A 21749-nucleotide genomic window follows, 5' to 3' on the forward strand; every position below is an offset into this window, starting at 1 on the left:
GAGGGCAGGGGTATCCGCGCCGCGAGCTACGGATGAAGGACCCTAGGCGGCCCATCGGCGTCTTTGACTCGGGGGTGGGGGGCCTTACGGTGCTTTCCGCTTTGCGCCGGGCCTTGCCCCAGGAGGATTTCCTGTACTTTGGGGACACCGCCCGGGTGCCCTACGGCAGCAAACCCCTTTCCATGGTGCGGCGCTTCGCCTGGGAGATCTCCGGGTTTTTGCTCCGCCAAGGGGTGAAGGCCATCGTGGTGGCCTGCAACACGGCGAGCTCCGCTGCCCTGCCGGACTTGGCCGAGGACCTTTCCGTACCCGTCTTTGGGGTTCTGGAACCCGTGGCCAAAGCCGCCCAAGGCCGCGGCAAGGTGGGCCTCATCGGCACCCAGGCCACGGTGGAAAGCCGGGCCTACGAGCGGTACGTGGAGGTTTCCTGGGCCAAGGCCTGCCCCCTCTTCGTGCCCCTGGTGGAGGAAGGACTTTGGGACGACCCCGTGGCCCTTTTGATAGCCCAGCACTACCTGGAGGAGGCCCCCCAGGACCTCGAGGCCCTGATCCTGGGCTGCACCCACTACCCCTTCCTGAAGGGCACCCTGGCCAAGGTCCTGCCGGGGGTGAAGCTCATAGACTCCGCCGAGGCCACGGCGGAAGAGGTGGCCAAGGCCTTAAGAGGGCAAGGGCTTTTGAACCCCATGGGCCAAGGCCGGGTGGTGCACCTGGTCACCGGGGACCCGGAAAGCTACCGCAACCTAGCGGAGCGCCTGGGGGTCAAGGTGGAGGAGCTAAAGCGGGTCAGCCTGGAGGAGCTCTGATGCCCAAGAAACCCTTGATAGACCAGCTTCACCACGAGGACGCCTGGCGGCTTTTCCGCATCCTGGCGGAGTTCGTGGAGGGGTTTGAGACCCTGGCGGAAATAGAGGTGCCCTTGGTTTCCGTCTTCGGCTCGGCCCGCTTTGGGGAGGGCCACCCGGCCTACGCCCTGGGCTACCAGCTAGGGAAGGCTCTGGCGGAAGCGGGCTTTGGGGTGGTGACCGGGGGTGGGGGCGGGGTGATGGAGGCGGTGAACCGGGGGGCCTTTGAGGCGGGCGGGGTGAGCGTGGGCCTGAACATAGAGCTACCCCACGAGCAAAAGCCCAACCCCTACCAGACCCACGCCCTTTCCATGCGCTACTTTTTCGTGCGCAAGGTGCTCTTCGTGCGCTACGCCCACGCCTTTGTCTTCCTACCCGGGGGCTTCGGCACCCTGGACGAGCTTTCCGAGGTACTGGTCCTCATCCAGACGGAAAAGGTCCACCCCTTCCCCGTCTTCGCCCTGGACCGGAACCACTGGCAAGGGCTTCTGGACTGGATGGAATCCCTAAAGGAGAAGGGGGCCATTGACCCCGAGGACCTGGCCCTCATCACCCCCTTAGACTCCCCGGAGGAGGTGGTGCGGGCCTTAAAGGGTGTATCCTAGAAGGGATGCGGGTAGTCCTGGCCACGGGCAACCCCGGCAAGGTGCGGGAGCTTAAGGAGGGCCTAGCCCCTTTGGGCTGGACCCTTCTCTCCCTGGCCGATTTTCCCCTGCGCATGCCCAAGGAGGAGGGCACCACCTTCCTGGAAAATGCCCTCCTCAAGGCCGCTTACGTGGCCAAGGCCACGGGGCTTCCCGCCCTGGCGGACGACTCGGGCCTCGAGGTGCCCGCCTTAGGGGGCGAGCCCGGGGTCTACTCCGCCCGCTACGGAGATCGGGAAACCGACAGGGAGCGCAACGTCTACCTCCTGGAAAGGATGCGCCACCTAAAAGGAGAGGAACGGAAAGCCCGGTTTGTAGCGGTTCTGGTCCTAGCCTACCCGGACGGGCACGTGGAGGCCTACGAGGGACAGGTGGAGGGGTATATCCTCGAGGCTCCCCGGGGAGAAGAAGGGTTTGGGTACGATCCCCTCTTCTACGTACCTGAGGCTGGGAAAACCTTCGCGGAGATGTCCTTGGAGGAGAAGGCCCGGTACTCCCACCGGGGCAAGGCTTTAAAGGCTCTCCTCGAGGCCTACAAGCATGGGCCCCCACCGAGGGAAATATCCAATCTGGAATGAGGCCTGATGAACCTCCTTTCGCCCCACATCGCCCTTTACCGCCTTTACGACCTAGCGGACGAGATTGACCTTTCCCGTCTGGCCACCCCCAGGCTTCGCCTTTCCCGGCCCCGGCTAGGAGCGGTGCGCTTTGAAAACCCCCCGGCGCAGATCGAGCTAGGGGCAAGGAACGTGGAAGGCCTTTCGGGCCTCCTCACCGCTCGGCTCTACGAGTTCGGGGTGGTGGCCCTTTCCTTCCGCATCCACCTGGGGGAGAGGGTGCCTTGGGAAGCCTTTTTGGAAAAGGCCTTGTCCCTGCCCGAGCTCCCCTTTTGGGAGGGGTTTTTTCTGGCCGAGCTTGCAGCCCTCGAGCCCTACCTGCAGGGCGCCCTCCTGCGCCCCGAGGAAAAGCGCCTAAGCGAGGAGTTCACCGTCTACCACGCCTTGGGGATAGAGGGGGAAAAGGCCCATGCCCCCCCTGTGGACCTCACCCCCCTTTGGATGGGGGCCAAGGAGGAGTTCGCCCCCGAGGTCCGGCGGGAGATGGAGCGCTACCGCTACAGCTACTCCACCGAGGACCTGGCCCTTTTGGGCTTTGACCGGATCCTCATCCTGGACTCGGAGGGCATCTGGGACGTGGCCGACCTGGTGGAGTTCGTCCACGCCCAGCTGCTAGAGCTCTCCTACTACGACGGGGTCCTCACCCAGGAGCTGGAGGCCGTGCCCCAGGTGCTGAAGCCCCGGGGCCTTTGGGGTTATGGCCGCCTGCAGCGCCTGAGGCGGCACCTCATGGCCCGCCATGCGGAGATCGCCGACGTGCGGGCCCGCATGGAGGGAGCCTTGCGCATCACCGAGGACCTCTTCTACGCCAAGATCTACCGGGCCGCCCTGGAGCTTTACGGGGCCCACGAGCTGGAACGGAGCCTGGAGGAGAAGCTTAGGGTGTTAGAAGCCACCTACGAGATGGTCACCGAGGAGGTGGTCCACCTAAGAACCCAGGCGGTGGAGGTGGGTATCCTGGCCCTCATCGCCTTTGAGGTGGTGCGGGCCTTTTGGCATTAGGGGACTTGTGTCCTTGGGAGTAGGGAGTATACTCAGCCTGCAGGGCGCGGGAAAAAACCAAAGCGGAAACGCTACCAAGCGCCCGGAGGTGGGATATGAAACGAGCACTGGCGGCACTGGCCCTCGGCCTCTCCCTGGCCCTTGCCCAGGGGAAGATTACCGTCTGGACCCACTTTGGCGGCCCTGAGTTGGAGTGGCTCAAAGCCCAGGCCCAGGCCTACGAGAAGACCTCCGGCACCAAGGTGGAGGTGGTGGAGGTCCCCTTCGGGGACATCAAGCAGAAGTTCATCCTGGGGGCTCCCCAGGGGCAGGCCGCGGACCTGGTGGTCTCCATCCCCCACGACTGGCTGGGGGAGATGGCCCAGGCGGGGGTGTTGGAACCCATGGGGAAGTACGTGACCCAAAGCTACCTCGCCGACCTGCAAAGCGTGGCGGTGGAAGCCTTCACCTTTGGCGGTAAACTCATGGGCCTCCCCGCCTTTGCCGAGAGCGTGGCCCTCATCTACAACAAAAAGTACGTGAAGGAACCCCCCAAGACCTGGGAGGAGTTCCTGGCCCTGGCCCAGAAACTCACCACCGGCTCCACCTTCGGCTTCCTCTACAACATCGGCGACCCCTACTTCAACTTCGGCTTCTTCCGGGCCTTTGGGGCGGAAAACGTCTTCGCCAAGGACGCCAAGGGCAACCTGGACCCCTCCAAGCTCCTGATAGGTGGGGAGGTTGGGGAAAAAGCCCTAGGGTTCATTAAGGATCTTCGCTACCGCTACAACCTGGTGCCGGAAGGGGTGGACTACGGGGTGGCGGATGGGGCCTTTAAGGACGGGGCCCTGGCCATGATCATCAACGGCCCCTGGGCCCTTGGGGACTACAAGAAGGCCAAGATTGACTTCGGCATCGCCCCCTTCCCCACCCCCCCCGGAGCCAAGAACCCCTGGGGTCCCTTCCTGGGAGTGCAGGGGGTGGTGGTGAACGCCTACTCCAAGAACAAGACCGCCGCCGTCAACTTCGCCAAGACCCTGGTGACCGGCAAGAACCTGGTTTCCTTTAACCAGGCGGGAGGCCGCATCCCCGTTTCCAAGAGCGCCGCTAAGACCCTGGAGAAAGATCCCGTGGTGGCAGGCTTTTCCCGTGTCTTCGCCTTGGGCACCCCCATGCCCAACATCCCCGAGATGGGCAAGGTCTGGGGCCCCTGGGCCAACGCCATCAGCCTGGCCATCCAGCGGCCGGACTCCAACGTGAAGAAGATCGTGGAGGACATGGTGGCCGAGATCCGTAAGGCCATCGGCAGGTAATACCACCCCACCCGGGCTTTGCCCGGGTGGGGACCCCGGAACACACCCCGCAACGAAAACATGCGCACACATTTGGCCCCCTGCGGGAACCCCTTCCCCCGTGGGGGGCGTATCGTTAAACCATGAAACATCCTCCTGGTCTTACGGGTTTCCTCCTGGCCCTATCCCTCCTTTTGGGCCTCCTAATCCTCTCCACCGGGGTGGGCATCCTGGGCTACCTGGTCCTGGAAGCCTACTTCGCCCCCCCAGGCTGGTCCATCCTGGTCTTGGCCCTTCTGGTGCTGGTGCCGGGAGCCATCCTGGTAGGGCGCCTTTTCCCTTGGCTCACCGATTGGTACTACTTCCTTCCCGCCCTCTCCTTCCTCCTGGTCTTCACCCTCTACCCAGTAGCCCTCACCGTCTACCTGGCCTTCACCGACTACTCGGGGCGGAAGAACGGCTTCCCCGACCGCTCCACGGAAACCCGGGTGCTGAAACAGGAGGGCCCCAGGCTTACCCTGGAAGAACCCGTGCGGGAAGCCCTCCGCTGCGACCCTTGCACAGGAGAGCCCGTGGAGGTCTACAGCGAGGGGCACCGGGCCCGGGCCCGGATCCTGGAGGCCGAAGGCCCTACCCTTCTCCTGGACCGCACCCCCCCTTTCCCGGTGGAGTACGTGGCCAAGGTGAACGCCTTCCAGTTCGTGGGCTTGAAAAACTTCAGCTTTATCCTTTCCCAAGCCAGTAAGGCCCTTCTCCCCGTCTTCGCCTGGAACGTGGCCTTCGCCCTTAGCACCGTGCTTCTGAACGCCTTTTTGGGCTTGGTGCTGGGCCTCATCCTCAACAACAAAGCCTTGAAGTTACGGAACTTTTACCGCACGGTCCTCATCGTCTCCTGGGCCCTACCGGGGGTGATCACGGTACAGGTATTCGTGGCCCTTCTCAACTATAACTTCGGGGCCATCAACCGCCTCCTTGGCGTCTTGGGCATCTATCCCATCCCCTGGCTCAACGACCCCGACTGGGCCAAGGTGGCCATCCTATTGGTGAACCTGTGGCTCGGCTTCCCCTACATGATGACCGCCACCTTGGGGGCCCTTTCCACCATCCCCGACGAGCTCTATGAGGCCGCCAAGGTGGACGGGGCCACCCCCTGGCAGGCCCTTTGGGGCATCACCCTTCCCCTTTTGGAAAAGCCCATGGTCCCCATCCTGCTCTCCTCCTTCGCCTTTAACTTTAATAACTTCTACATCATCTACCTGCTCACCGGCGGGGGGCCCGCCCAGGAAGGCCGCCTGGCCACGGCCCAGGCCACGGACATCCTCATCTCCTGGGCCTACAAGACCGCCTTCAGCGCCGAGGGGCAGTCGGCCTATGGCCTTGGGGCGGCCATCAGCCTCCTCATCTTCGCGGTTACGGTGGCCATCAGCCTGGTGAACTTCCGCCTAACCGGGGCCTTGAGGGAGGTGAGGTAGATGCGGCGGCTTTTGGTCTTCCTCCTCTTCGGCCTGGGCCTTTACGGGGTCTATTGGTTTGCCGTCCACCGCCTCTTTGACCAGGGTTCCTACCGCAAGCAGGTGGCCTTCGGCAGCGTCTTCGTGCCCTACGGCTGGGTTTATGCCCTGGCCATCCTTCTGGGCCTGGTCCTCCTGGTCCTCCTCTATAGCCTGGTCTACACCGCCTTGGCCAACCGCCTCCAAGGGCGCAAGCGAAGCCCCTGGCCCCTTTTCTGGCAAGGGGTGACCCACCTTTTCCTCTGGGTCTTGATCCTCCTCGTCTACTACCCCGTGGTCCAGGTGGTGGCCGCCAGCTTTGATCCCACCAACAACCTCTTCAGCTTCCGCAAGCCGGATACGGGCTTCTTGCTCCTGGACGCCAAGGTCATCCCTTACGTGCCCGAGCCCTCCCTGGAGAACTACGCCAAGCTGGTGGAGGGGGTGGTCCTTTACCCCTACCAGGTGGGCCTACTCCTGCTTTCGGGGCTAGGGCTATGGGGCGTGGCCCTGGTCGGCCTCCTAAGGCGGCTAAGGCCTGGGGAGGACTGGATGGACCTCTGGCAAGGAAGGGCTTTGCTCCTCCTGGCCCTGAGCGTATTCGCCCTGGCCCTTTCCCTTTCCCCTAAGCAGTTCACCGGCCAAGGGACGGAGACCAAGTTTTTGCTTTGGGTACGGAACACCTTTCTCATCTCGGGCCTCACCGGTCTCCTCGCGGTTTTGCTCACCGCCACCGCGGGCTACGCCTTCGCCCGCTTCCGCCACCTGCCGGGGCGGTATCCCCTTCTCCTCTTCTTCATCTTCGTGCAGATGTTCCCCGGGTTTCTGGCCCTGGTGGCCATCTACTACCTGCTTTCCCGGCTGGACCTCCTGAACACCTTCACCGGGCTTGTGCTGGCCTACTCGGGGGGCATCATCAGCTTTGGCACCTGGGTGTACAAGGGGTATTTGGAGAGCCTCAGCCCGAGCCTCGAGGAGGCGGCCATGGTGGACGGGGCCACCAAGTGGCAGGTCTTCACGAAGATTCTCCTCCCCCTTTCCGCCCCCATGTTCGTCTTCATCTTCCTCCTGCAGTTCGTGGGCACCTACTCGGAGTTCATCCTGGCCAACCTGGTCCTCACCGGGGTGGAGAGCTGGAACGTGGGCGTGGGGCTTAGGAGCTTCACCACCGGCCAGTTCCAGACCAAGTGGGGGATTTTTGCCGCCGCCAGCGTGCTGGGCTCCCTGCCCATCCTCTTCCTCTTCTATGGCTTCCAGCAGTACTTCGTCTCCGGTTATACGGCGGGGGCGGTCAAGGAGTAACGCCATGGCCCACCACCATGACCTGGAGCATCTCCATCCCCCCTTGCCGGAGCTGGGGGAGGAGGTGAGCTTTTTCCTGGAAACCGAGGCCAAAGAGGGGCTCTTCCTTTACGAGAAGGATGGGGAGATCCACAAAAAACCCATGCAACGGGCCAAAGGAGGCCTAAGGGCACGGGTTCCCGTGCACACAAGCCCTTTTCGCTACTGCTTCCTCCTGCCCAAGGGCTTCTTGGGAAGCCATGGGCTGGAAAAAAGCCTTCCCCGCTACGACCGCTTCTTCCACCTCCTGGCGGGGCCCCTTCCCCCCAGGTGGGCCCTGGGCACGGTCTACTACCAGATCTTCCCCGACCGCTTCCGCCAGGGGCGCCCAGAGCTTGCCCCCCAGGATGGGGAATGGCTCCTTATGGGCAAACCCATCCGCAAAAAGGCCTGGAACGAGCCCCCGGGTCCGGAAGGGGCCTGGGAGTTCTACGGGGGGGACCTTTGGGGCATCCTCGAGGCCCTCCCCTACCTGGAGAACTTGGGGGTGGAAGCCCTCTACCTCACGCCCATCTTCCAAAGCAGAAGCAGCCACCGCTACGACACGGAAGACTACCTGCGGGTGGACCCCCACCTGGGAGGGGAGGAGGCCTTGGAAGCCCTCTATAGGGCCTTGGAGCAAAGGGGGATGTACCTTTTATTGGACGGGGTCTTCAACCACGTGGGGGCCACCCACCCCTGGTTCCAAAGGGCTTTGGAGGACCCCCAAAGCCCGGAACGGGGCATGTTCACCTTCTACCCCGATGGCTCCTACGCCGCCTTCTGGGGGTTAAAATCCATGCCCAAGCTGGACTACGCCTCCCCCCTCACCCAGGAGCGTTTCGTCTATGGGAAGAAGGCGCCCATCCGCCACTGGATGCGCCTGGCCCACGGCTTTAGGCTGGACGTGGCCCACTCCATTGGGGAAGGGGGGACCAACCGCAAAAACGCCCACTGGCTCCGTGCCCTGGCCCGGGCGGCCAAGGAGGAAAGGCCCGAGGCCCTGGTGATCGGCGAGCTTTCCTACGACGCCACCCCCACCCTGAGGGCCCATACCCTGGACGGGGCCATGCACTATGCGGGCTTCGCCCATCCGGTGATGGCCTGGCTTTCCGGTCGGGACGTGTACGGACGGGAGGTGGCCCTGAGCCCCCGGGAAACCTGGGAGGTGTTGCTGGACCACTACCAGGCCCTGCCCCTCCAGGTTAGGCATGCCATGTACACCCTTCTCTCCTCCCACGACATCCCCCGGGCCCTCTGGCGGCTTAGGGGAGATGTGGAGCGCTTTAAGCTGGCCTACGCTCTCCTCTTCGCCTTCCCGGGAAGCCCCGCCATCTACTACGGGGACGAGGTGGGCCTCTCCCAGCCCAACCCCTACACAAGGTGGCAGGGGGACCCCTACTGCCGGGCCCCCTTCCCCTGGGAGGAGGAAAAGTGGAACCGGGAGCTCTTGGCCTTCATGCGCAGGCTGGTCCAGCTTAAGCGCACCCACCCGGTCCTGCGTTTGGGGGGGCTTTTGCCCTTGGGGGCGGGGCAAGGGGTCCTGGCCTTCAAAAGGCGTTACCAAGGCCAGGAGGTCTGGGCCTTCTTCGCCCCCGAAGGGGCCAGGCTCACCCTCCCCCGGGGGCTGGACCTGTTGACGGAAAGGGAGGTGGAAGGGGAAGTGGAGGCCTCTTACCTCCTCTTCCAACCCTTATAATGGGAAGCCATGCGGCTTAAGAGGTTTGGCCCAAAGGCGCGGCGGATGGGCAAGCCCCTGGTCCCACCCAAAGAGGCTTCCCCAACTGGAAAAGACCTCCTGGTGCGGATGGAAACCCTAAAGGAGGAAGACCCCATCACTCCAGGCTTCCGTAGGCGGCTTGCCGCCTTGCTCCAGGAGGCCAAGGCCCGCTGGGAGAGCCTCACCCCAGAGGAGCGCAAGCGGCTCCTCTCCCTCCTCGCTGGGCTTCTTTCCCTCCTGCCCCTTGGGCGGCTGGGCCGGGCAGGCTTCCTCCTGCAAAGGGCCCTGGGCCCGGGTGGCCAGGTGGCCCTCTCCCTCCTCCTGCGCCTCCTAAGGCGCCAGGTCTAACCGGTATACTGGGCTTTTGTGCGGGACGTCCTCGAGGTCCTGGAGTTCCCCAAAGTCCGCGCCCTTCTTGCGGAAAGGGCCAAGACCCCCTTGGGGGAGGAGCTGGCCTTAGCCCTCTCCCCCCTGCCCAAGGAGGAGGCGGAAAGGAGGCTTGCCCTCACCCAGGAGGCCTTGGCCTACTACCCCTACACCCTCCCCGAGGCGGGGGCCTTGAGGGAGGCTTACCGCAAGGCTCAAGAAGGGGCCAGGCTCTCTGGCCCCGAGCTTCTCAAGGCCGCCCGGGTCCTCGAGGAGGCCCTAGCCCTTAAGGAGGAACTCCTTGCCCTGCAAAACCACCTGGGCCAGGTGGCGGCAGGCATCGGGGAGCATGGTGCCTTTCTCCAACGGGTGAAGAAAACCCTAGACGAGGAGGGAAGCGTACGGGATGAGGCGAGCCCCAGGCTCCTTTCCCTACGCCGGGAGCTAAAGCCCCTGCGCCAGCAAATCCTAGACAGGCTTTATGCCCTCTTAGACCGCCACCCCGAGGCGGTGCAGGACCGGTTCGTCACCCTAAGGCGGGAGCGCTACTGCATCCCCGTACGGGCAGGGATGGCCCAGAAAATACCCGGTATCCTCCTGGACGAATCCGAGTCCGGGGCCACCCTCTTCATAGAACCCCTTTCCGTGGTGAAGCTGAATAACCGCCTCCAATCCCTCCGCTTCCAGGAGGAGGAGGAGGTAAACCGCATCCTAAGGGAGCTTTCGGAAGCCCTGGCCCAGGATGAAGCCCTTCCCGGCACCCTAAGGGCCCTGGCCCTATTGGACCTCATCCAGGCCCAGGCGGCCCTGGCCCGGGACCTGGGGCTTAAAAAGCCCCAGTTTGGCGAAGGGTATGAGCTTTGGGAAGCCTTCCACCCCCTGATCCCGAACCCCGTCCCCAACTCCTTTAGCCTGGACGAGGAGAAACGCCTCATCCTCATCTCCGGCCCCAACATGGGGGGGAAGACGGCCCTTTTGAAAACCCTGGGTCTCGCGGTGCTCATGGCCCAGGCGGGGCTTTTCGTGGCCGCCAAGAGGGCCACCTTGGCCTGGCCCGATAGGGTCTTCGCCGACATCGGCGATGAGCAATCCCTTCAGGAAAACCTCTCCACCTTTGCTGGCCACCTGCAAAGGCTTAAGGAGATGCTGGAGGGGGCCACGGCCCGGAGCCTGGTCCTCATAGACGAGCTGGGAAGCGGCACCGACCCCGAGGAGGGGGCGGCCCTCTCCCAGGCCATCCTCGAGGCCCTCCTGGAGAAAGGGGTTAAGGGCCTGGTCACCACCCACCTCTCCCCCCTGAAGGCCTTCGCCCAGGGGCGGGAGGGCATCCTAAACGCCTCCATGCGCTTCGACCTGGAGGCCTTGCGCCCCACTTACGAACTTCTCCTAGGGATGCCGGGGCGAAGCTACGCCCTGGCCATCGCCCGGAGGCTGGCCTTGCCCGAGGCGGTCCTAGGGCGGGCAGAAAGCCTTCTGCCGGAAGGGGGCAGGCTGGAGGCCCTTTTGGCGGAACTGGAAGGGGAAAGGCTCCGACTGAAGGAGGAAAGGAACCGGCTCCAAGCCGAGCTGGCCCAGGTGGAGGCCTTGCGGAAGCAGCTAGCCGAGCGGGAGGCCCGCTTTGAGGAGGAGCGCTTAGAAAGGCTTAAAGCCCTGGAAGAGGAGATCCGCAAGGAGCTTCTCCGGGTGGAGGCCGAGCTTAAGGCCCTAAGGGAAAAGGCCCGGACCCAGGGAAAAAGGGACGCCCTGCGGGAGCTTCTAGCCCTAAGGGAGCGGTATGCCAAGCAGGCCCCTCCGGCCCCGCCCCTTTCGGGCCTCGCCGCCGGGCAGATGGTGGAGATCGCTTCTCTAAGGCGCTCGGGGAAGCTTCTTGAGCTTAGGGGCGAGGAAGCCCTGGTGCAGGTGGGCCCGGTCAAGATGACGGTGAAGGCCAAGGAGCTCACCCCCCTGAAGGCCCCCGAAGCCCCCAAGGCCCTGGGCCTAAAGCCTAAGCGGGAGGTGAGGGAGGTGAACCTAAGGGGGCTTACCGTGGAGGAAGCCCTCCTGGAGGTGGACCACGCCCTGGAGGAGGCCCGCTCCTTGGGCCTTGCCACCTTGCGCCTCCTTCACGGCAAGGGCACCGGGGCTCTCAGGCAGGCCATCCGCGAGGCCCTAAGGCGGGATAAGCGGGTGGAGACCTTCGCCGATGCCCCTCCCCACGAGGGCGGGCACGGGGTTACGGTGGTGGTGCTTAAAGGCTAAGGGAGCGGCCCTCCAAAGCCTCTATGCGCTGACGGATGGCCGGGGGCAAGGGAGCCGGCCTTCCCTCCTCCAGCCACACCTGCACCGTCTTGCCCCGGGCGGCTTCCTCCCCGTTGGCCAAGAGGAGGTATTCCATGTCAAAGCTGCTCCGCCCCAGGCGCACCACCCGCACCCCCACCTCCACGGAATCCTCCAGGAGGATGGGCCTTTTGAAATCCACCTCCGCCCGGGCCAGGATGAAGTGGCCCCTTTCCAACCAGTCCTCCTTAAGCCTTCGGAAGTAGGCGGCCCGGGCCACCTCAAAGTAGGTGAGGTAAACCGCGTTGTTCACGTGGCCCAAGGCATCCAGATCCCGAAAGCGCACCTGTATGGGGACGGACACGGGAAACCCCTCCATAGGACCCAAGGCTACCACAACTGACCCGTGGGTCAGGTATAGTGGGGCCATGGAAACCACCTGGGACCTAACCCCCCTTTTTCCCGGCTTGGAAAGCCCCGAGTTCCAGGCCGCCTGGGACGGACTACGGAACCGGATCGGCCAACTCAAGGGGTTGCTGGAGCAGGAAGCCCCCTTAGGAGAGGTTCTCTCCGCCCTGGATGCCCTAACGGAGGAAGCCACCCCCCTTTGGGCCTACCTCTACGCCCGCTTCAGCGCCGACACCAGCGACGAGGCCGCCTTGGCCAAGCTTTCGGAGCTGGAGGTGCTCTTCCTGGATTTCGCCCGCTTAAGGCCCCGCCTTATCCGTTACCTGGCCCTAAAGGACCCAGAGGAAGCCGGGCCTTACCGGATCCTGGTGGAGGAGGCCAAGGAGGAGGCCCTGCACATGATGCCCGAAGGGGAAGAGGTCCTGGCCGCGGAGCTTTCCCTATCCGGGCGCCAGGCCTGGGCCAAACTCCACGAGAACCTCACCAGCCAGATCACCGCGGTGGTGGACGGGGAGGAGTTGCCCATCACCAAGGTGCGCAACCTCTACTTCCGCCCCGAGGAGGAGGTGCGAAGGAAGGCCTACCAGGCGGAGCTTAAGGCCTGGGAAGCCCACGAGGTACCCCTGGCCTACGCCCTAAACGGGGTCAAGGGGGAGGCCTCGGTGCTGAACCGCAGGCGGGGGTACCGGGAGGACCTCGAGCCCAGCCTGCACAAAAACCGCATCACCAAGAAGGCCCTTTCGGCCCTCCTCGAGGCGGTGAGGGAAAGCCTACCCCTTTTCCGCCGCTACTACCTCCTAAAGGCCAAGGCCTTGGGCAAGGAGAGGCTGGACTGGTGGGACCTCTTTGCCCCCGTAGGGCAGGGCCGGCGCTGGACCCTGGAGGAGGCCCGGGACTTCATCCGGGAAAAGCTCACCACCTTAGTGGAGGGCGCCGCCCAGGTGGCGGAGGCCGCCTTTAGGGAGCGCTGGATGGACCTCCTGCCCCGCAAGGGCAAGGTGGGCGGGGCCTACTGCATGCCAAGGGGTGGGGGAAAAAGCCTTATCCTGGCCAACTACGAGGAGAGCTTTGAGTCGGTTTCCACCCTGGCCCACGAGCTGGGCCACGCCTACCACAACTTCGCCCTGGCCAAGGTTCCCGCCTCCTTAAGGGAGGTGCCCATGACCCTGGCGGAGACCGCCAGTATCATGAACGAGACCCTGGTGGTGGAGGCGGCCCTCAAGGAGGCCTCTCCCGCGGAGGGGCTTTTGATCCTGGACGCCTACCTGCAAGGGGCGGCCCAGGTGGTGGTGGACATCTATAGCCGCTTCCTCTTTGAGTCCTGGGTGTTTGCGGGGAGGAAGGCCCGGGAGCTTTCCCCCAGGGAGTTCAAGGAACTCATGCTGAAGGCACAAAAGGAGGCCTACGGGGAGGTCCTCGCCACCCATCATCCCTACATGTGGGCGGTGAAGGGGCACTACTACGGTGCCGACTTCTACAACTACCCCTACACCTTTGGCCTTCTCTTCGGCTTGGCCGTGTACCAGGAGGCCAAGGAGGATCCGGGCTTTGCTGGGCGGTACGAGGAGCTTCTCTCCCTTTCCGGGATGTACCGGGCCAAGGAGCTGGCCGCCCGGTATGGCTTTGACCTGGAAAGCCCCTCCTTCTGGCAAAAGGGCCTGAAGGTCTTGGCGGATAGGGTGGAGGAGTACGAGAGGAGGCTCTAACCTCACCCTGTCCTGGGCCTTCGCCCGGGCGAGTCCCTTCCAGAGCCTCGGCCTTGGGCTGGCCAAGCGCAGGGCTAGGGCCACCTGACCATTTCCTGACCGGGCAGGGTAGGCTAAGGGGGATGCGCCTTCTCGTCCTTTGCACCCACAACTCGGCCCGTAGCCAAATGGCGGAGGCTTGGATCCGGCACCTGGCCCGAGAGATGGGGGTGGACCTCGAGGTCCACTCCGCCGGCACCGAGAAGACCTTCGTCAAGGAGGAGGCCAAAAGGGTGATGGCCGAGGTGGGGGTTGACCTGGGGGGGCACTTTTCCAAAACCCTCCTGGAGGTGCCCAACCCCTGGGAGTTTGACCTGGTCCTCACCGTGTGCGACGCCGCACGGGAAGCCTGCCCCGCCTACCCCGCGCAAACGGTAAAACGCCACGTCTCCTTCCCCGACCCTTCGGGAAAACCCCTGGAGGAGTGGCGCCGGGTGCGGGATGCCTTGGGGCGCATGGCCCGGTACCTGGTGGAGAACCTAAGGGCAGGGCGCATCCCCACGGATGAGGAGCTAAGGGAGGCCGCAAGGTAGCCCCACTGGGCTCAACAGGCCTCCAGGTCCCCCACGTGGATGGCCGCCACCCCAAAGGTGAGGAGCTCGTAGCGCACCCGAAAGCCCGCCTCCTCCATCATGGCTTCTAGGGCCTCCGGGGAGGGAAAGGCCTCCACGCTTTCCGGGAGGTAGCGGTAGGCCCTGAAGCTCCCCGAAACCAGTCCCCCTAGGAAGGGCAAGACCCTTTGGAAGTAGACCCGGTAGACCAGGCCAAAGGCCCCCCTTGGGGGTGGGGGAAACTCCAGGATGACCAGCCGCCCCCCAGGGGCCAGGACCCGGCGTAGCTCGAGGAGGGCCTTGCGGTAGTCGACAAAGTTGCGGAAACCAAAGGCGATGGTAACGGCATCAAAGCTCCCTCCAGGGAAAGGAAGGGCCAGGGCATCCGCCTCCAGGAACTCCACCTCCAGGCCCTGGGCCTGGGCTTTCCTGCGGGCAAGCTCCAGCATGGGCGGGGCAAAGTCCGCCCCCACCACCTCCGCAAGGGGGGCCTTCCTCTTGAGCATCAGGGCCAGGTCCCCGGTACCCGTGGCCAGGTCCAGGATGCGCCTGGGACCCTTCTCCAGGGCCAAGGCCACCGCCCGCCTGCGCCAGCGGAGATCCGCTCCCAAGGAAAGGAGCCGGTTCAAAAGGTCGTAGCGCGGGGCGATCTCCGAAAACATGTGCCGCACCCGCTTGGCCTTTTCCTCCGGCGAAACCGCCACGGAAGGAGTCTAACACCTTCCAGGACTTCAGACCCCCGGGGCTAGGGTACAATCTTGGGCGTGTTGACGGACGAGAGGCGCCTAGGCGTCCTGGTGGCCTTGGGAGGGGGGATTCTTCTCCTCCTCTGGTACCTGGCCCCCTGGGCGGTACCCCACCGCCTCTTTGGCGGTGAAGGCGTGCTCCTAAGCCCCTTCGGCCACCACCTGCCGCAAGGGAGTCTTCCCCCAGGTTACCGGGATGGCTGGCTCCTTTGGACCTTCTACCCCTCCCTGGCTTGGCTGGCCCTTACCCTGGTCCTGGCCTGGATCCCCAAGCCCGCCCGGAAGCTCTACCTCATGGGGATCCTGGGCCTAGGCCTCTTCCTCCTCACCTACCTCCTCTTCCAAGCCAGCGTGGCCCAGGTGAATGCCGGCGCGGAGAGGCCCATCCTCAGGCGGTACAGCCTGGGGCTTGGGAGCTACGCCACCTTGGCCTATAGCCTTTACCTCCTCCTCCTAGCCCGGCTTTTCGCCCCTGGGGGCCTGGCCTTTTTGGTGCGCCGGCGGGGGGTGGTGGTGCCCCTCTTCTCCCTCCTCCTGGCCTCCTTGCTGGGCGGGGTCATCGTGGCGGTGATGAAGAAGGCCCCAGGGGAGGCCCAAAGCCTGAGGGAAGCCCTGATGCTGAAGCTGGACCTCATCACCTACACCTACCAGCTCCTCTATAGCCCCCTGGTCAACCCCTCGGGCTTCCTGCAAAGCCTCCTTCTGGCCACCCCCTTGATCTTCACCGGGCTGGCCGTGGCCTTGGGCTTCCGCGGGGGGCTTTTCAACATCGGGGCCCCGGGGCAGCTCATCCTGGGGGCCATCGCCGCCATGCTGGTGGGGGTGTACTTGCCCGGGCCCAGGTGGCTGGTCTTGCCCTTGGCCATCCTGGCCGCCGCCCTGGCCGGGGGGCTTTGGGGCGCCCTTCCGGGATGGCTTAAGGCCCGCTTTGGGGCCCACGAGGTGATCAACACCATCATGATGAACTACATCGCCGCAAGCCTCTTCCTCTTCCTCATCTCCGCCAACGAGTACAAGTTCTTTGGGCGCACCCTGTATTTGCCCTTCAAGTACCCGGGCTACGAGGCCCGGAGCCACGAGATCCGCCTCGAGGCCCGCATCCCCCACTGGACGGAACTGGTGGCCCCGGGCGGGGAGCTTTCCTTCGCCCTACCCTTGGCCCTCCTCTTGGGCCTCCTGGGCTACTTCCTTACCCGGAAGAGCCTAGGCCACCGGGTGCTCCTGGGCCTCCTTGGGGGGGTGGTGGGCTACGCCCTAGGCGGCCTCTTGCCGGGACCCAGCGTGAACTTTGGCCCCGACCTCACCTCGGTGCGGCTCAACGGGGCCTTCCTCCTCGCCCTTTTGGCCCTTTTCTTCTTCCACTTCTACGTCTTCCGCACCGTGGGGGGGTATGAGCTCAGGGCCATCGGCCTAGCCCCTAAGGCCGCGGAGTACGGGGGGGTTTTGGCCGGGCGGAAGGTGGTGCTCATCATGTTCCTGGCCGGGGCCTTGGCGGGCCTGGCCGCCACCCACTACGTGCTGGGTGGGGGGATTGACGAGTACCGCCTGAAGCAAGCCCTTCCCTACTCTGTGGGTTTTGACGGCATCGCCGTGGCCCTCATGGGCCAGAACACCCCCTTGGGGGTAGGCCTGGCCGCTTGGCTTTTCGGCATCCTCCTCACGGGGGGCCTGCAGGTGAACCTGCAGCTGGGCATCAGCCGGGAGCTGGTGGCGGTGCTTCAGGCCTTGATCGTGCTCTTCATCGCCGCTGGCGGCTTCTTGCCCCGCTACTTCACCGATCCCTTAAGGGCCGCGGAGGTGGAGGTTAGGGAAGAGGCCCGCAAACGGGAGGAAAGGGGGGAGGCCCGATGAACCTGGACACGGCCTTTTGGATCGCCCTCTTCTTCTCCACCCTGCGCCAGACCACCCCCCTTTTGCTCACCGCCTTGGGAGGGATGTTCTCCGAAAGGAGCGGGGTGGTGAACATCGCCCTCGAGGGCATCATCCTCTTCGGGGCCCTCACCGCAGCGGTGGTGGTGGAAAGGCTGGAATACGCCCTAGGCCCCGGACCCCATCCTTGGCTTCCCTGGGTGGGGGTCTTGAGCGCCATGGCCGTGGGTGGGCTGGTGGCCTGGGTGCACGCCGTGGTTTCCATCAAGTACCGGGCAGACCAGATCATCAGCGCCACCGCCATCAACCTCCTGGCCCTGGGGGCCCCGAGCCTAGTCCTTACCTACTTTTACGGCAACGCCACCAACTCCAAGGAGGTGGTGAACCGCCTCCCCCTCTTAGGCCCCGAGGGCTTTGCCCTTTCCCCCCTGGTCTACCTGGCCTTTCTCCTGGTGCCCCTATCCTGGTGGGTCCTCTTCAAGACCCCCTTTGGCCTTAGGCTTCGGGCCGTGGGCGAGCACCCCGAGGCCGCCGACACCTTGGGGGTGAACGTGTACCGCATGCGCTACATCGGGGTGGTTCTCTCCGGGATCCTGGCGGGCCTCGCCGGGGCCTATCTGGCCATCGGCTTCCTCAACCAGTTTGTGCGGGGTATGTCGGCGGGCATGGGCTTCATCTCCCTGGCGGCCATGATCTTCGGCAAATGGCACCCCTTGGGCATCCTCTTCTCCACCCTGCTTTTCGGCTTCGCCAGCGCCCTGGCCATCCAGCTTCAGGGTACGGAGATCCTGCCCGCAGTCTTGGTGCAGGCCTTCCCCTACGTGGTCACCGTCTTGGTCTTGGCAGGCTTCATGGGCAAAAGCCGCCCTCCGGCCGCGGTGGGCAAGCCCTACGAGAAGTAGGGTCACGGGGTCCAGGTTTTGGCCAGCTGCCCAAAGCGGTGGCCTAGGGTGAGGGTACTGCCGTCTTGGAAGCGAAGGATCACCTGCCCCCTGCCCAGGGTGAAGTCCACCACTTCCTCCCCGGCCAGGCCCTGGACAAAGTGGGCGAAGCCATCCGAGCGCAGGTAAAGAAAACCCTCCCCCAAAGGGGTTCGCAGAAAGACCTGGGCCTCGGTGCCCTGGCGGTTCAAGGCCATCCGGCTCACCCAAAGGGCAAAAACCTGGGCTCGGCTCATCCCCGTTAGGCCAGCTCCTCCTTGGGTACCTCCAGCGTCTTCCCCTCTTCCAGCAAAACCTCCACCGTCCCCTTCAAGGGATTCACCTTCTGCACCTTCCCGCAGACTCCGGCCTTGGTGCAGACCCGGGCATTTTTGCGGGGAAGTTCCGCCAGAAGCTCCTGGTATACCGGGTGCTCATAGGCCAGGCAGCAAAGGAGCCGGCCGCAGGGGCCGGAGATCTTCTCCGGGCTTAGGGGAAGCCCCTGGTCGCGGGCCAGTTTGATGGACACCTGGGCAAAGCCCTGGAGCCAGGTGGAGCAGCAACTCTCCATCCCACAAGCCCCCAAGGTTCCCAGATAGGCGGCCTCCTCCCGGGGGCCCTCCGCCAGGAATTCCACCCGGGCCCCAAAGCGTTCGGCAAGCTCCCGGGTAAAGCGCCGGAGGTTGACCCGCTCCTCCGCAGCGTAGTGCACGGAAAGGTGGCGGCCGTCCAGGGTGAAGTCGCACCCCAGCACCTTAGCCCTCACCCCCTCTTCCTGAAGACGGGCCCGCAGGTAAAAGGCCGCCTCCTCCGCCTTGGCCCGAAGCCTCGAGGCCACATCCAGATCCTCCTTGGTGGCCAGGCGCACCACCTCCCCCGCCTCCTTCTCCTTGCGGGGCGGGGTGCGCACCTTTCCCACCTCCAGTCCCCGGCTGGTGCGCACCACCACATAGGCCTCGAGGGGTGGCGGTTCCCCCCAGAAGCGGAAATAGCGCAGGACAGGGGTGCGGGCCCGGCGCAAGTCGGCGTGCAAGCGAACGCCCACGGTCATGTTTCCAAGTCTAAGGCCAAGCGGGCCAGGACCAGGTCCGGGCTCACATAGCGCTCCAAGGCTTCCCGGGCCGCCTCTAGGGCCAAAAGCGCCCGGGGCGAGTGGCGAAAAGCGGTGTAGAGGGCGAAGAATCCCTCCTCTTCTTCTAGAAGCTCCTTAAGGAGGGCCACCTTTACCAAAGGCGGCCTGCGCCCCACCTCCTTGGCCTTTTCCATCCGGGCCCGGAAGGCCGGGAGGTCTGCCAGCGCCCGCAAAAGACGGCCCGGGGCCCCAGCGGCGTAGGCCAGCAGCTCGGGATCCTGGGTCAAGGGGTAAAGCTTCTCCGCGGGAACCGGAGGGAAGGCCACCTCCAGGACCCGGCTGGCCAGGGTGGGAAGAAGGGTGGCGCGGCCTGGGGCGATGAGGACGATGCGCCCGTAGGAAGGAGGTTCTTCCAGAAGCTTCAACAGGGCGTTGGCCGCAGCCTCGGTGAGGAGGTGGGCCGAGTCCAGGATGGCCACCTTGACCCGCTCCCGGGGATGGGTGGCAAACCAGGCAAAAAGGGGTTCCACCTCCTCGAGGCGGATCTCCCCCTGCCCCTTCAGGCCCCGCTCCTTGGGGCCGATCTCCAGGAGGTCGGGGTGCTCCCCCAGGGCAGGGGGGGGAAACCCCCGGTTGAGCCCCCAGGCATACCAACGGGCCACCCGGCGCCTCCCCACCCCTTCCGGACCCGAGAAGAGCAAGGTGGAGGCCCCAAGCCGGGGCAACAGCTCCAAAACGGCCTCGTGGCCGATTATTCCCCAAGGGTCAGCCGGGTGTAGAGCCATGGGGGAAAGCCTTCCTCCGCCAGGCGGTGGGCCACTGCCTCCAGGTCGTAATCCACCCGGAAAAAGGAGATCCGGTCCCCTTCCCACAGGGCAAAGGCCGCCCCCGGCGCATGGTCACGGGGTTGGCCCACGGAACCCGGATTCACCAAGGCCCGCACCGTGGGGGGCAGGAGGAGCTCCCCTCCCTGGGTGAAGCGCTGGTAGCGCACCCAGGGGCGGGGTCCGGAAAGCTCCAAGAAAGCTCCCGCCAGATGGGTGTGCCCGTGAAAGGTGAGGCGGTGCTCGGTACAGGCGAAGGCCTGGCGGGCCAGTTCCAGCTCATCCAGGTACTCCAGGGGGTCACAGGGGCTGCCGTGCACCAAAAACGCCCCATCCACCTCTTTCTGCCAGGGCCAGGAGGCGAGGAAATCCAGGTGCCTTTGGGAAAGCCTCTTCCGTTGCCAGGCCAGGATCTCCAGGATCACCCCCTCCTTTGGCAGGCGGTCCAAGGCTAGAAGCCAGGCGTCATGGTTGCCCAGAACGCACTGGGCCTCCACCTCCATGAGCCAGTCCAACACCCGGTCCCCATCCGGGTAGTAGCCCACGGCATCCCCCAGGAAAAGCACCCGGTCAAAGGGGGGTGCGGCCTCCAGCACGGCCTCCAGGGCGGGCCAGTTGCCGTGGATGTCGGAGAGGACCAGGTAACGCACGGCCTTTAGAATACCATGAGGGCTATGGTTTCCTCACTGCTGGAACAGCTTTCTGCGGACCTCGAGGTCCTCTCGGAACACGTGAGGGCGGGCTTGGACGAGTTCGGTACCCTCTACTGTTACCTGGAAGGTGCCCGGGGAGGAAAGACCTACCTCCTCCACGCCCCCTACGAAGAGGCCCTGGCCGTGCTACGGGCCCTAAACGGCCTCCGCTTTCGGGGGCGGATTCTTCTCGCCCTGGACCCCTCCCCCCTTTCCCCCACCCTGGAAGGCCTCCCCCTTACCGGCCCCACCCGGGCTCCCCTGGCCCACCTTCTGGAAAGAACCCGCCCCGACCGCCTCCTCTTGGCCTTTCCCGGAGAGGGCCTAGGCCAGAGCTTCCCCGGAGCCAAGGAAACCGCCGAGGGCTGGCTACTCCTGGAAGCCGAAGGGGAACCCCTGACCCTCCAGGTGGCAGCCCCCACGGGCCTCCTCTACCGGGAGGTGCGGGCCTATGCCCCTTGGGAAAGCCCCTCTCTTCCCCTGAACCTACCCATAAGCCCAGGGCCCTATTGGGGAAGCGTGGGTTTAGCCTTGGGGATTCCCACCTACGGGGTGGGTCTGGTAAACTTACGGGCAAGCCTGGAGGCGCTCTTCAGCCTCTGGTAACGGGAGGGAGAATATGGTGTATATCGTGCTGTTTGCCATGGGAGCGGCCTTGGTTACCCTGCTCTTCTACCTGATCCTAAATCCCCGCATCCTGACCACCGAAGGGGAAACCTTTGACCTCCGCTTCATCCTTTTCATGCTGATGCTCATCATCCTGGCTGCCAGCACCGTGGCGGTGATGCTGGTCCTGGGCAAGATGCACCACCTGCTCTAGCCTGGCCAGGGGCTTAAGCCCCTTCCACCTCCCAGCCCCGTCCGGGGGGATGCCATCCGTTCGTGCAGAGGCTCGCTAGACCCCGGCCCATCGGGGCTCCATGCCTAGCAGGTAGAAGTCCCAAGGAGGCCAGGGCTAGGAAACGGGTAGGGGCTTATCCTGGGCCAGGCCCTTAAGGTACTGCAGGTCCCTCTCCAGGGCCTTCCGGGTGGCCTCGAGGATAGGAGCAAACTCCGGTGGAAACTCCTGGGCCAGATGGGCCACGCAAACCAAAAGCCCCTCCACCATAGCCTTCTCCTGCTCCCGCCGGCGCTTGCCCCCGCGCAGGGCACTGTAGGCCAGGTGCTCTAACCGCCGCACCACACACGCCCGCGGCTCTCCCCCAACCCCCGCGCAGGGCAGCTCCTTGGCCCCTCGGCAAGCGGCATAAGCCTTAGAGTAAAGGGGAGCCAGCTCAGGGTGCCCTAAAAGGGCCGGCCCCAAGGGGCCCGCATGGGCCGCCGCCAAGCGGAGATAGGCCGCGTGGCGAGCCCGGCGAATCTCCACCTCCATGCTTGCATTTTAGGCAACG

23 protein-coding genes are annotated in these 21749 nt (G+C 64.7%); 16 read left to right on the forward strand and 7 right to left on the reverse strand.

Annotated features, from left to right (window positions below; genetic code table 11):
* Window positions 1-32 precede the first annotated feature (32 nt).
* The 10 genes from murI (at window position 33) to L0D18_RS08490 (ending at window position 11513) form a co-directional block, all read left to right on the forward strand.
* Complete coding sequence (gene murI / locus L0D18_RS08445) at window positions 33-806, forward strand: glutamate racemase (protein ID WP_243028437.1); 774 nt, start codon at window positions 33-35, stop codon at window positions 804-806.
* Complete coding sequence (locus tag L0D18_RS08450; protein WP_243028438.1) at window positions 806-1450, forward strand: LOG family protein; 645 nt, start codon at window positions 806-808, stop codon at window positions 1448-1450. Before murI ends, L0D18_RS08450 begins: the two co-directional genes overlap by 1 nt.
* Window positions 1451-1455: 5 nt before the next feature.
* Window positions 1456-2067 carry an RdgB/HAM1 family non-canonical purine NTP pyrophosphatase gene (gene rdgB / locus L0D18_RS08455; protein ID WP_243028439.1) on the forward strand — a complete coding sequence of 204 codons (612 nt, stop codon included), beginning with the start codon at window positions 1456-1458 and terminating at the stop codon, window positions 2065-2067.
* A 6-nt stretch (window positions 2068-2073) separates the two neighbouring features.
* Window positions 2074-3108 carry an RMD1 family protein gene (locus tag L0D18_RS08460; RefSeq protein WP_243028440.1) on the forward strand — a complete coding sequence of 345 codons (1035 nt, stop codon included), beginning with the start codon at window positions 2074-2076 and terminating at the stop codon, window positions 3106-3108.
* A 95-nt stretch (window positions 3109-3203) separates the two neighbouring features.
* On the forward strand, window positions 3204-4400 hold the full coding sequence (locus tag L0D18_RS08465) for a sugar ABC transporter substrate-binding protein (protein ID WP_243028441.1): 1197 nt from the start codon (window positions 3204-3206) through the stop codon (window positions 4398-4400).
* Between the two features lie 122 nt (window positions 4401-4522).
* Window positions 4523-5851 carry an ABC transporter permease subunit gene (locus L0D18_RS08470; RefSeq protein WP_243028442.1) on the forward strand — a complete coding sequence of 443 codons (1329 nt, stop codon included), beginning with the start codon at window positions 4523-4525 and terminating at the stop codon, window positions 5849-5851.
* Window positions 5852-7171: a sugar ABC transporter permease gene (locus L0D18_RS08475; protein WP_243028443.1), complete on the forward strand. Its 1320-nt coding sequence runs from the start codon at window positions 5852-5854 to the stop codon at window positions 7169-7171. It begins immediately after the preceding gene.
* A gap of 4 nt (window positions 7172-7175) precedes the next feature.
* The gene (locus L0D18_RS08480; RefSeq protein ID WP_243028444.1) at window positions 7176-8888 is read left to right on the forward strand and encodes a glycoside hydrolase family 13 protein; all 1713 of its coding nucleotides are present in this window, start codon (window positions 7176-7178) and stop codon (window positions 8886-8888) included.
* Between the two features lie 9 nt (window positions 8889-8897).
* Complete coding sequence (locus tag L0D18_RS08485; RefSeq protein ID WP_243028445.1) at window positions 8898-9257, forward strand: hypothetical protein; 360 nt, start codon at window positions 8898-8900, stop codon at window positions 9255-9257.
* Window positions 9258-9275: 18 nt separating this feature from the next.
* Window positions 9276-11513, forward strand: a complete 2238-nt coding sequence (locus L0D18_RS08490; RefSeq protein ID WP_243028446.1) for an endonuclease MutS2 — start codon at window positions 9276-9278, stop codon at window positions 11511-11513.
* Here the strand turns inward: L0D18_RS08490 and L0D18_RS08495 are convergent.
* Window positions 11503-11910 carry an acyl-CoA thioesterase gene (locus L0D18_RS08495; protein ID WP_243028447.1) on the reverse strand — a complete coding sequence of 136 codons (408 nt, stop codon included), beginning with the start codon at window positions 11908-11910 and terminating at the stop codon, window positions 11503-11505. The two genes, L0D18_RS08490 and L0D18_RS08495, sit on opposite strands and share 11 nt — an antisense overlap.
* A gap of 49 nt (window positions 11911-11959) precedes the next feature.
* Here L0D18_RS08495 and L0D18_RS08500 point away from each other — a divergent pair, with 49 nt between their 5' ends.
* Window positions 11960-13645, forward strand: a complete 1686-nt coding sequence (locus L0D18_RS08500) for a M3 family oligoendopeptidase (RefSeq protein WP_243028448.1) — start codon at window positions 11960-11962, stop codon at window positions 13643-13645.
* A 122-nt stretch (window positions 13646-13767) separates the two neighbouring features.
* Window positions 13768-14217, forward strand: a complete 450-nt coding sequence (locus L0D18_RS08505) for an arsenate reductase ArsC (RefSeq protein WP_243028449.1) — start codon at window positions 13768-13770, stop codon at window positions 14215-14217.
* Window positions 14218-14228: 11 nt separating this feature from the next.
* On the opposite strand, the gene ubiE is transcribed toward L0D18_RS08505, so the two are convergent.
* Window positions 14229-14939: a bifunctional demethylmenaquinone methyltransferase/2-methoxy-6-polyprenyl-1,4-benzoquinol methylase UbiE gene (gene ubiE / locus L0D18_RS08510; RefSeq protein ID WP_341474589.1), complete on the reverse strand. Its 711-nt coding sequence runs from the start codon at window positions 14937-14939 to the stop codon at window positions 14229-14231.
* A gap of 60 nt (window positions 14940-14999) precedes the next feature.
* On the opposite strand from ubiE, the gene L0D18_RS08515 reads away from it, so the two are divergent.
* Together L0D18_RS08515 and L0D18_RS08520 are read left to right on the forward strand one after the other, a co-directional pair.
* Window positions 15000-16832, forward strand: a complete 1833-nt coding sequence (locus tag L0D18_RS08515) for an ABC transporter permease (protein WP_243028450.1) — start codon at window positions 15000-15002, stop codon at window positions 16830-16832.
* Window positions 16829-17752, forward strand: a complete 924-nt coding sequence (locus L0D18_RS08520) for an ABC transporter permease (protein WP_243028451.1) — start codon at window positions 16829-16831, stop codon at window positions 17750-17752. Before L0D18_RS08515 ends, L0D18_RS08520 begins: the two co-directional genes overlap by 4 nt.
* Before the next feature lie 2 nt (window positions 17753-17754).
* On the opposite strand, the gene L0D18_RS08525 is transcribed toward L0D18_RS08520, so the two are convergent.
* From L0D18_RS08525 to L0D18_RS08540, 4 genes are read right to left on the reverse strand one after another with little or no spacing between them, the layout of a single operon-like run.
* Window positions 17755-18027: a hypothetical protein gene (locus L0D18_RS08525; protein WP_243028452.1), complete on the reverse strand. Its 273-nt coding sequence runs from the start codon at window positions 18025-18027 to the stop codon at window positions 17755-17757.
* A 5-nt stretch (window positions 18028-18032) separates the two neighbouring features.
* Window positions 18033-18821 carry a PSP1 domain-containing protein gene (locus tag L0D18_RS08530; protein WP_243028453.1) on the reverse strand — a complete coding sequence of 263 codons (789 nt, stop codon included), beginning with the start codon at window positions 18819-18821 and terminating at the stop codon, window positions 18033-18035.
* Entirely contained in the window at window positions 18818-19627 is an 810-nt protein-coding gene (locus L0D18_RS08535) for a DNA polymerase III subunit delta' (RefSeq protein ID WP_243028454.1), read from the reverse strand. Before L0D18_RS08535 ends, L0D18_RS08530 begins: the two co-directional genes overlap by 4 nt.
* Window positions 19594-20316, reverse strand: coding sequence for a metallophosphoesterase family protein (locus tag L0D18_RS08540; protein ID WP_243028455.1), 723 nt, complete (start codon window positions 20314-20316; stop codon window positions 19594-19596). Before L0D18_RS08540 ends, L0D18_RS08535 begins: the two co-directional genes overlap by 34 nt.
* 24 nt (window positions 20317-20340) lie before the next feature.
* Here L0D18_RS08540 and L0D18_RS08545 point away from each other — a divergent pair, with 24 nt between their 5' ends.
* Both L0D18_RS08545 and L0D18_RS08550 read left to right on the forward strand, forming a co-directional pair.
* On the forward strand, window positions 20341-20964 hold the full coding sequence (locus L0D18_RS08545; protein ID WP_243028456.1) for a hypothetical protein: 624 nt from the start codon (window positions 20341-20343) through the stop codon (window positions 20962-20964).
* Between the two features lie 13 nt (window positions 20965-20977).
* Window positions 20978-21178 carry a hypothetical protein gene (locus L0D18_RS08550; protein WP_243028457.1) on the forward strand — a complete coding sequence of 67 codons (201 nt, stop codon included), beginning with the start codon at window positions 20978-20980 and terminating at the stop codon, window positions 21176-21178.
* Window positions 21179-21313: 135 nt separating this feature from the next.
* Here the strand turns inward: L0D18_RS08550 and L0D18_RS08555 are convergent, their stop codons facing one another.
* Window positions 21314-21730: a hypothetical protein gene (locus L0D18_RS08555; protein ID WP_243028458.1), complete on the reverse strand. Its 417-nt coding sequence runs from the start codon at window positions 21728-21730 to the stop codon at window positions 21314-21316.
* Window positions 21731-21749 lie beyond the last annotated feature (19 nt).

It is taken from the genome of Thermus albus, assembly GCF_022760855.1.
Classification (GTDB): Bacteria; Deinococcota; Deinococci; order Deinococcales; family Thermaceae; genus Thermus; species Thermus albus.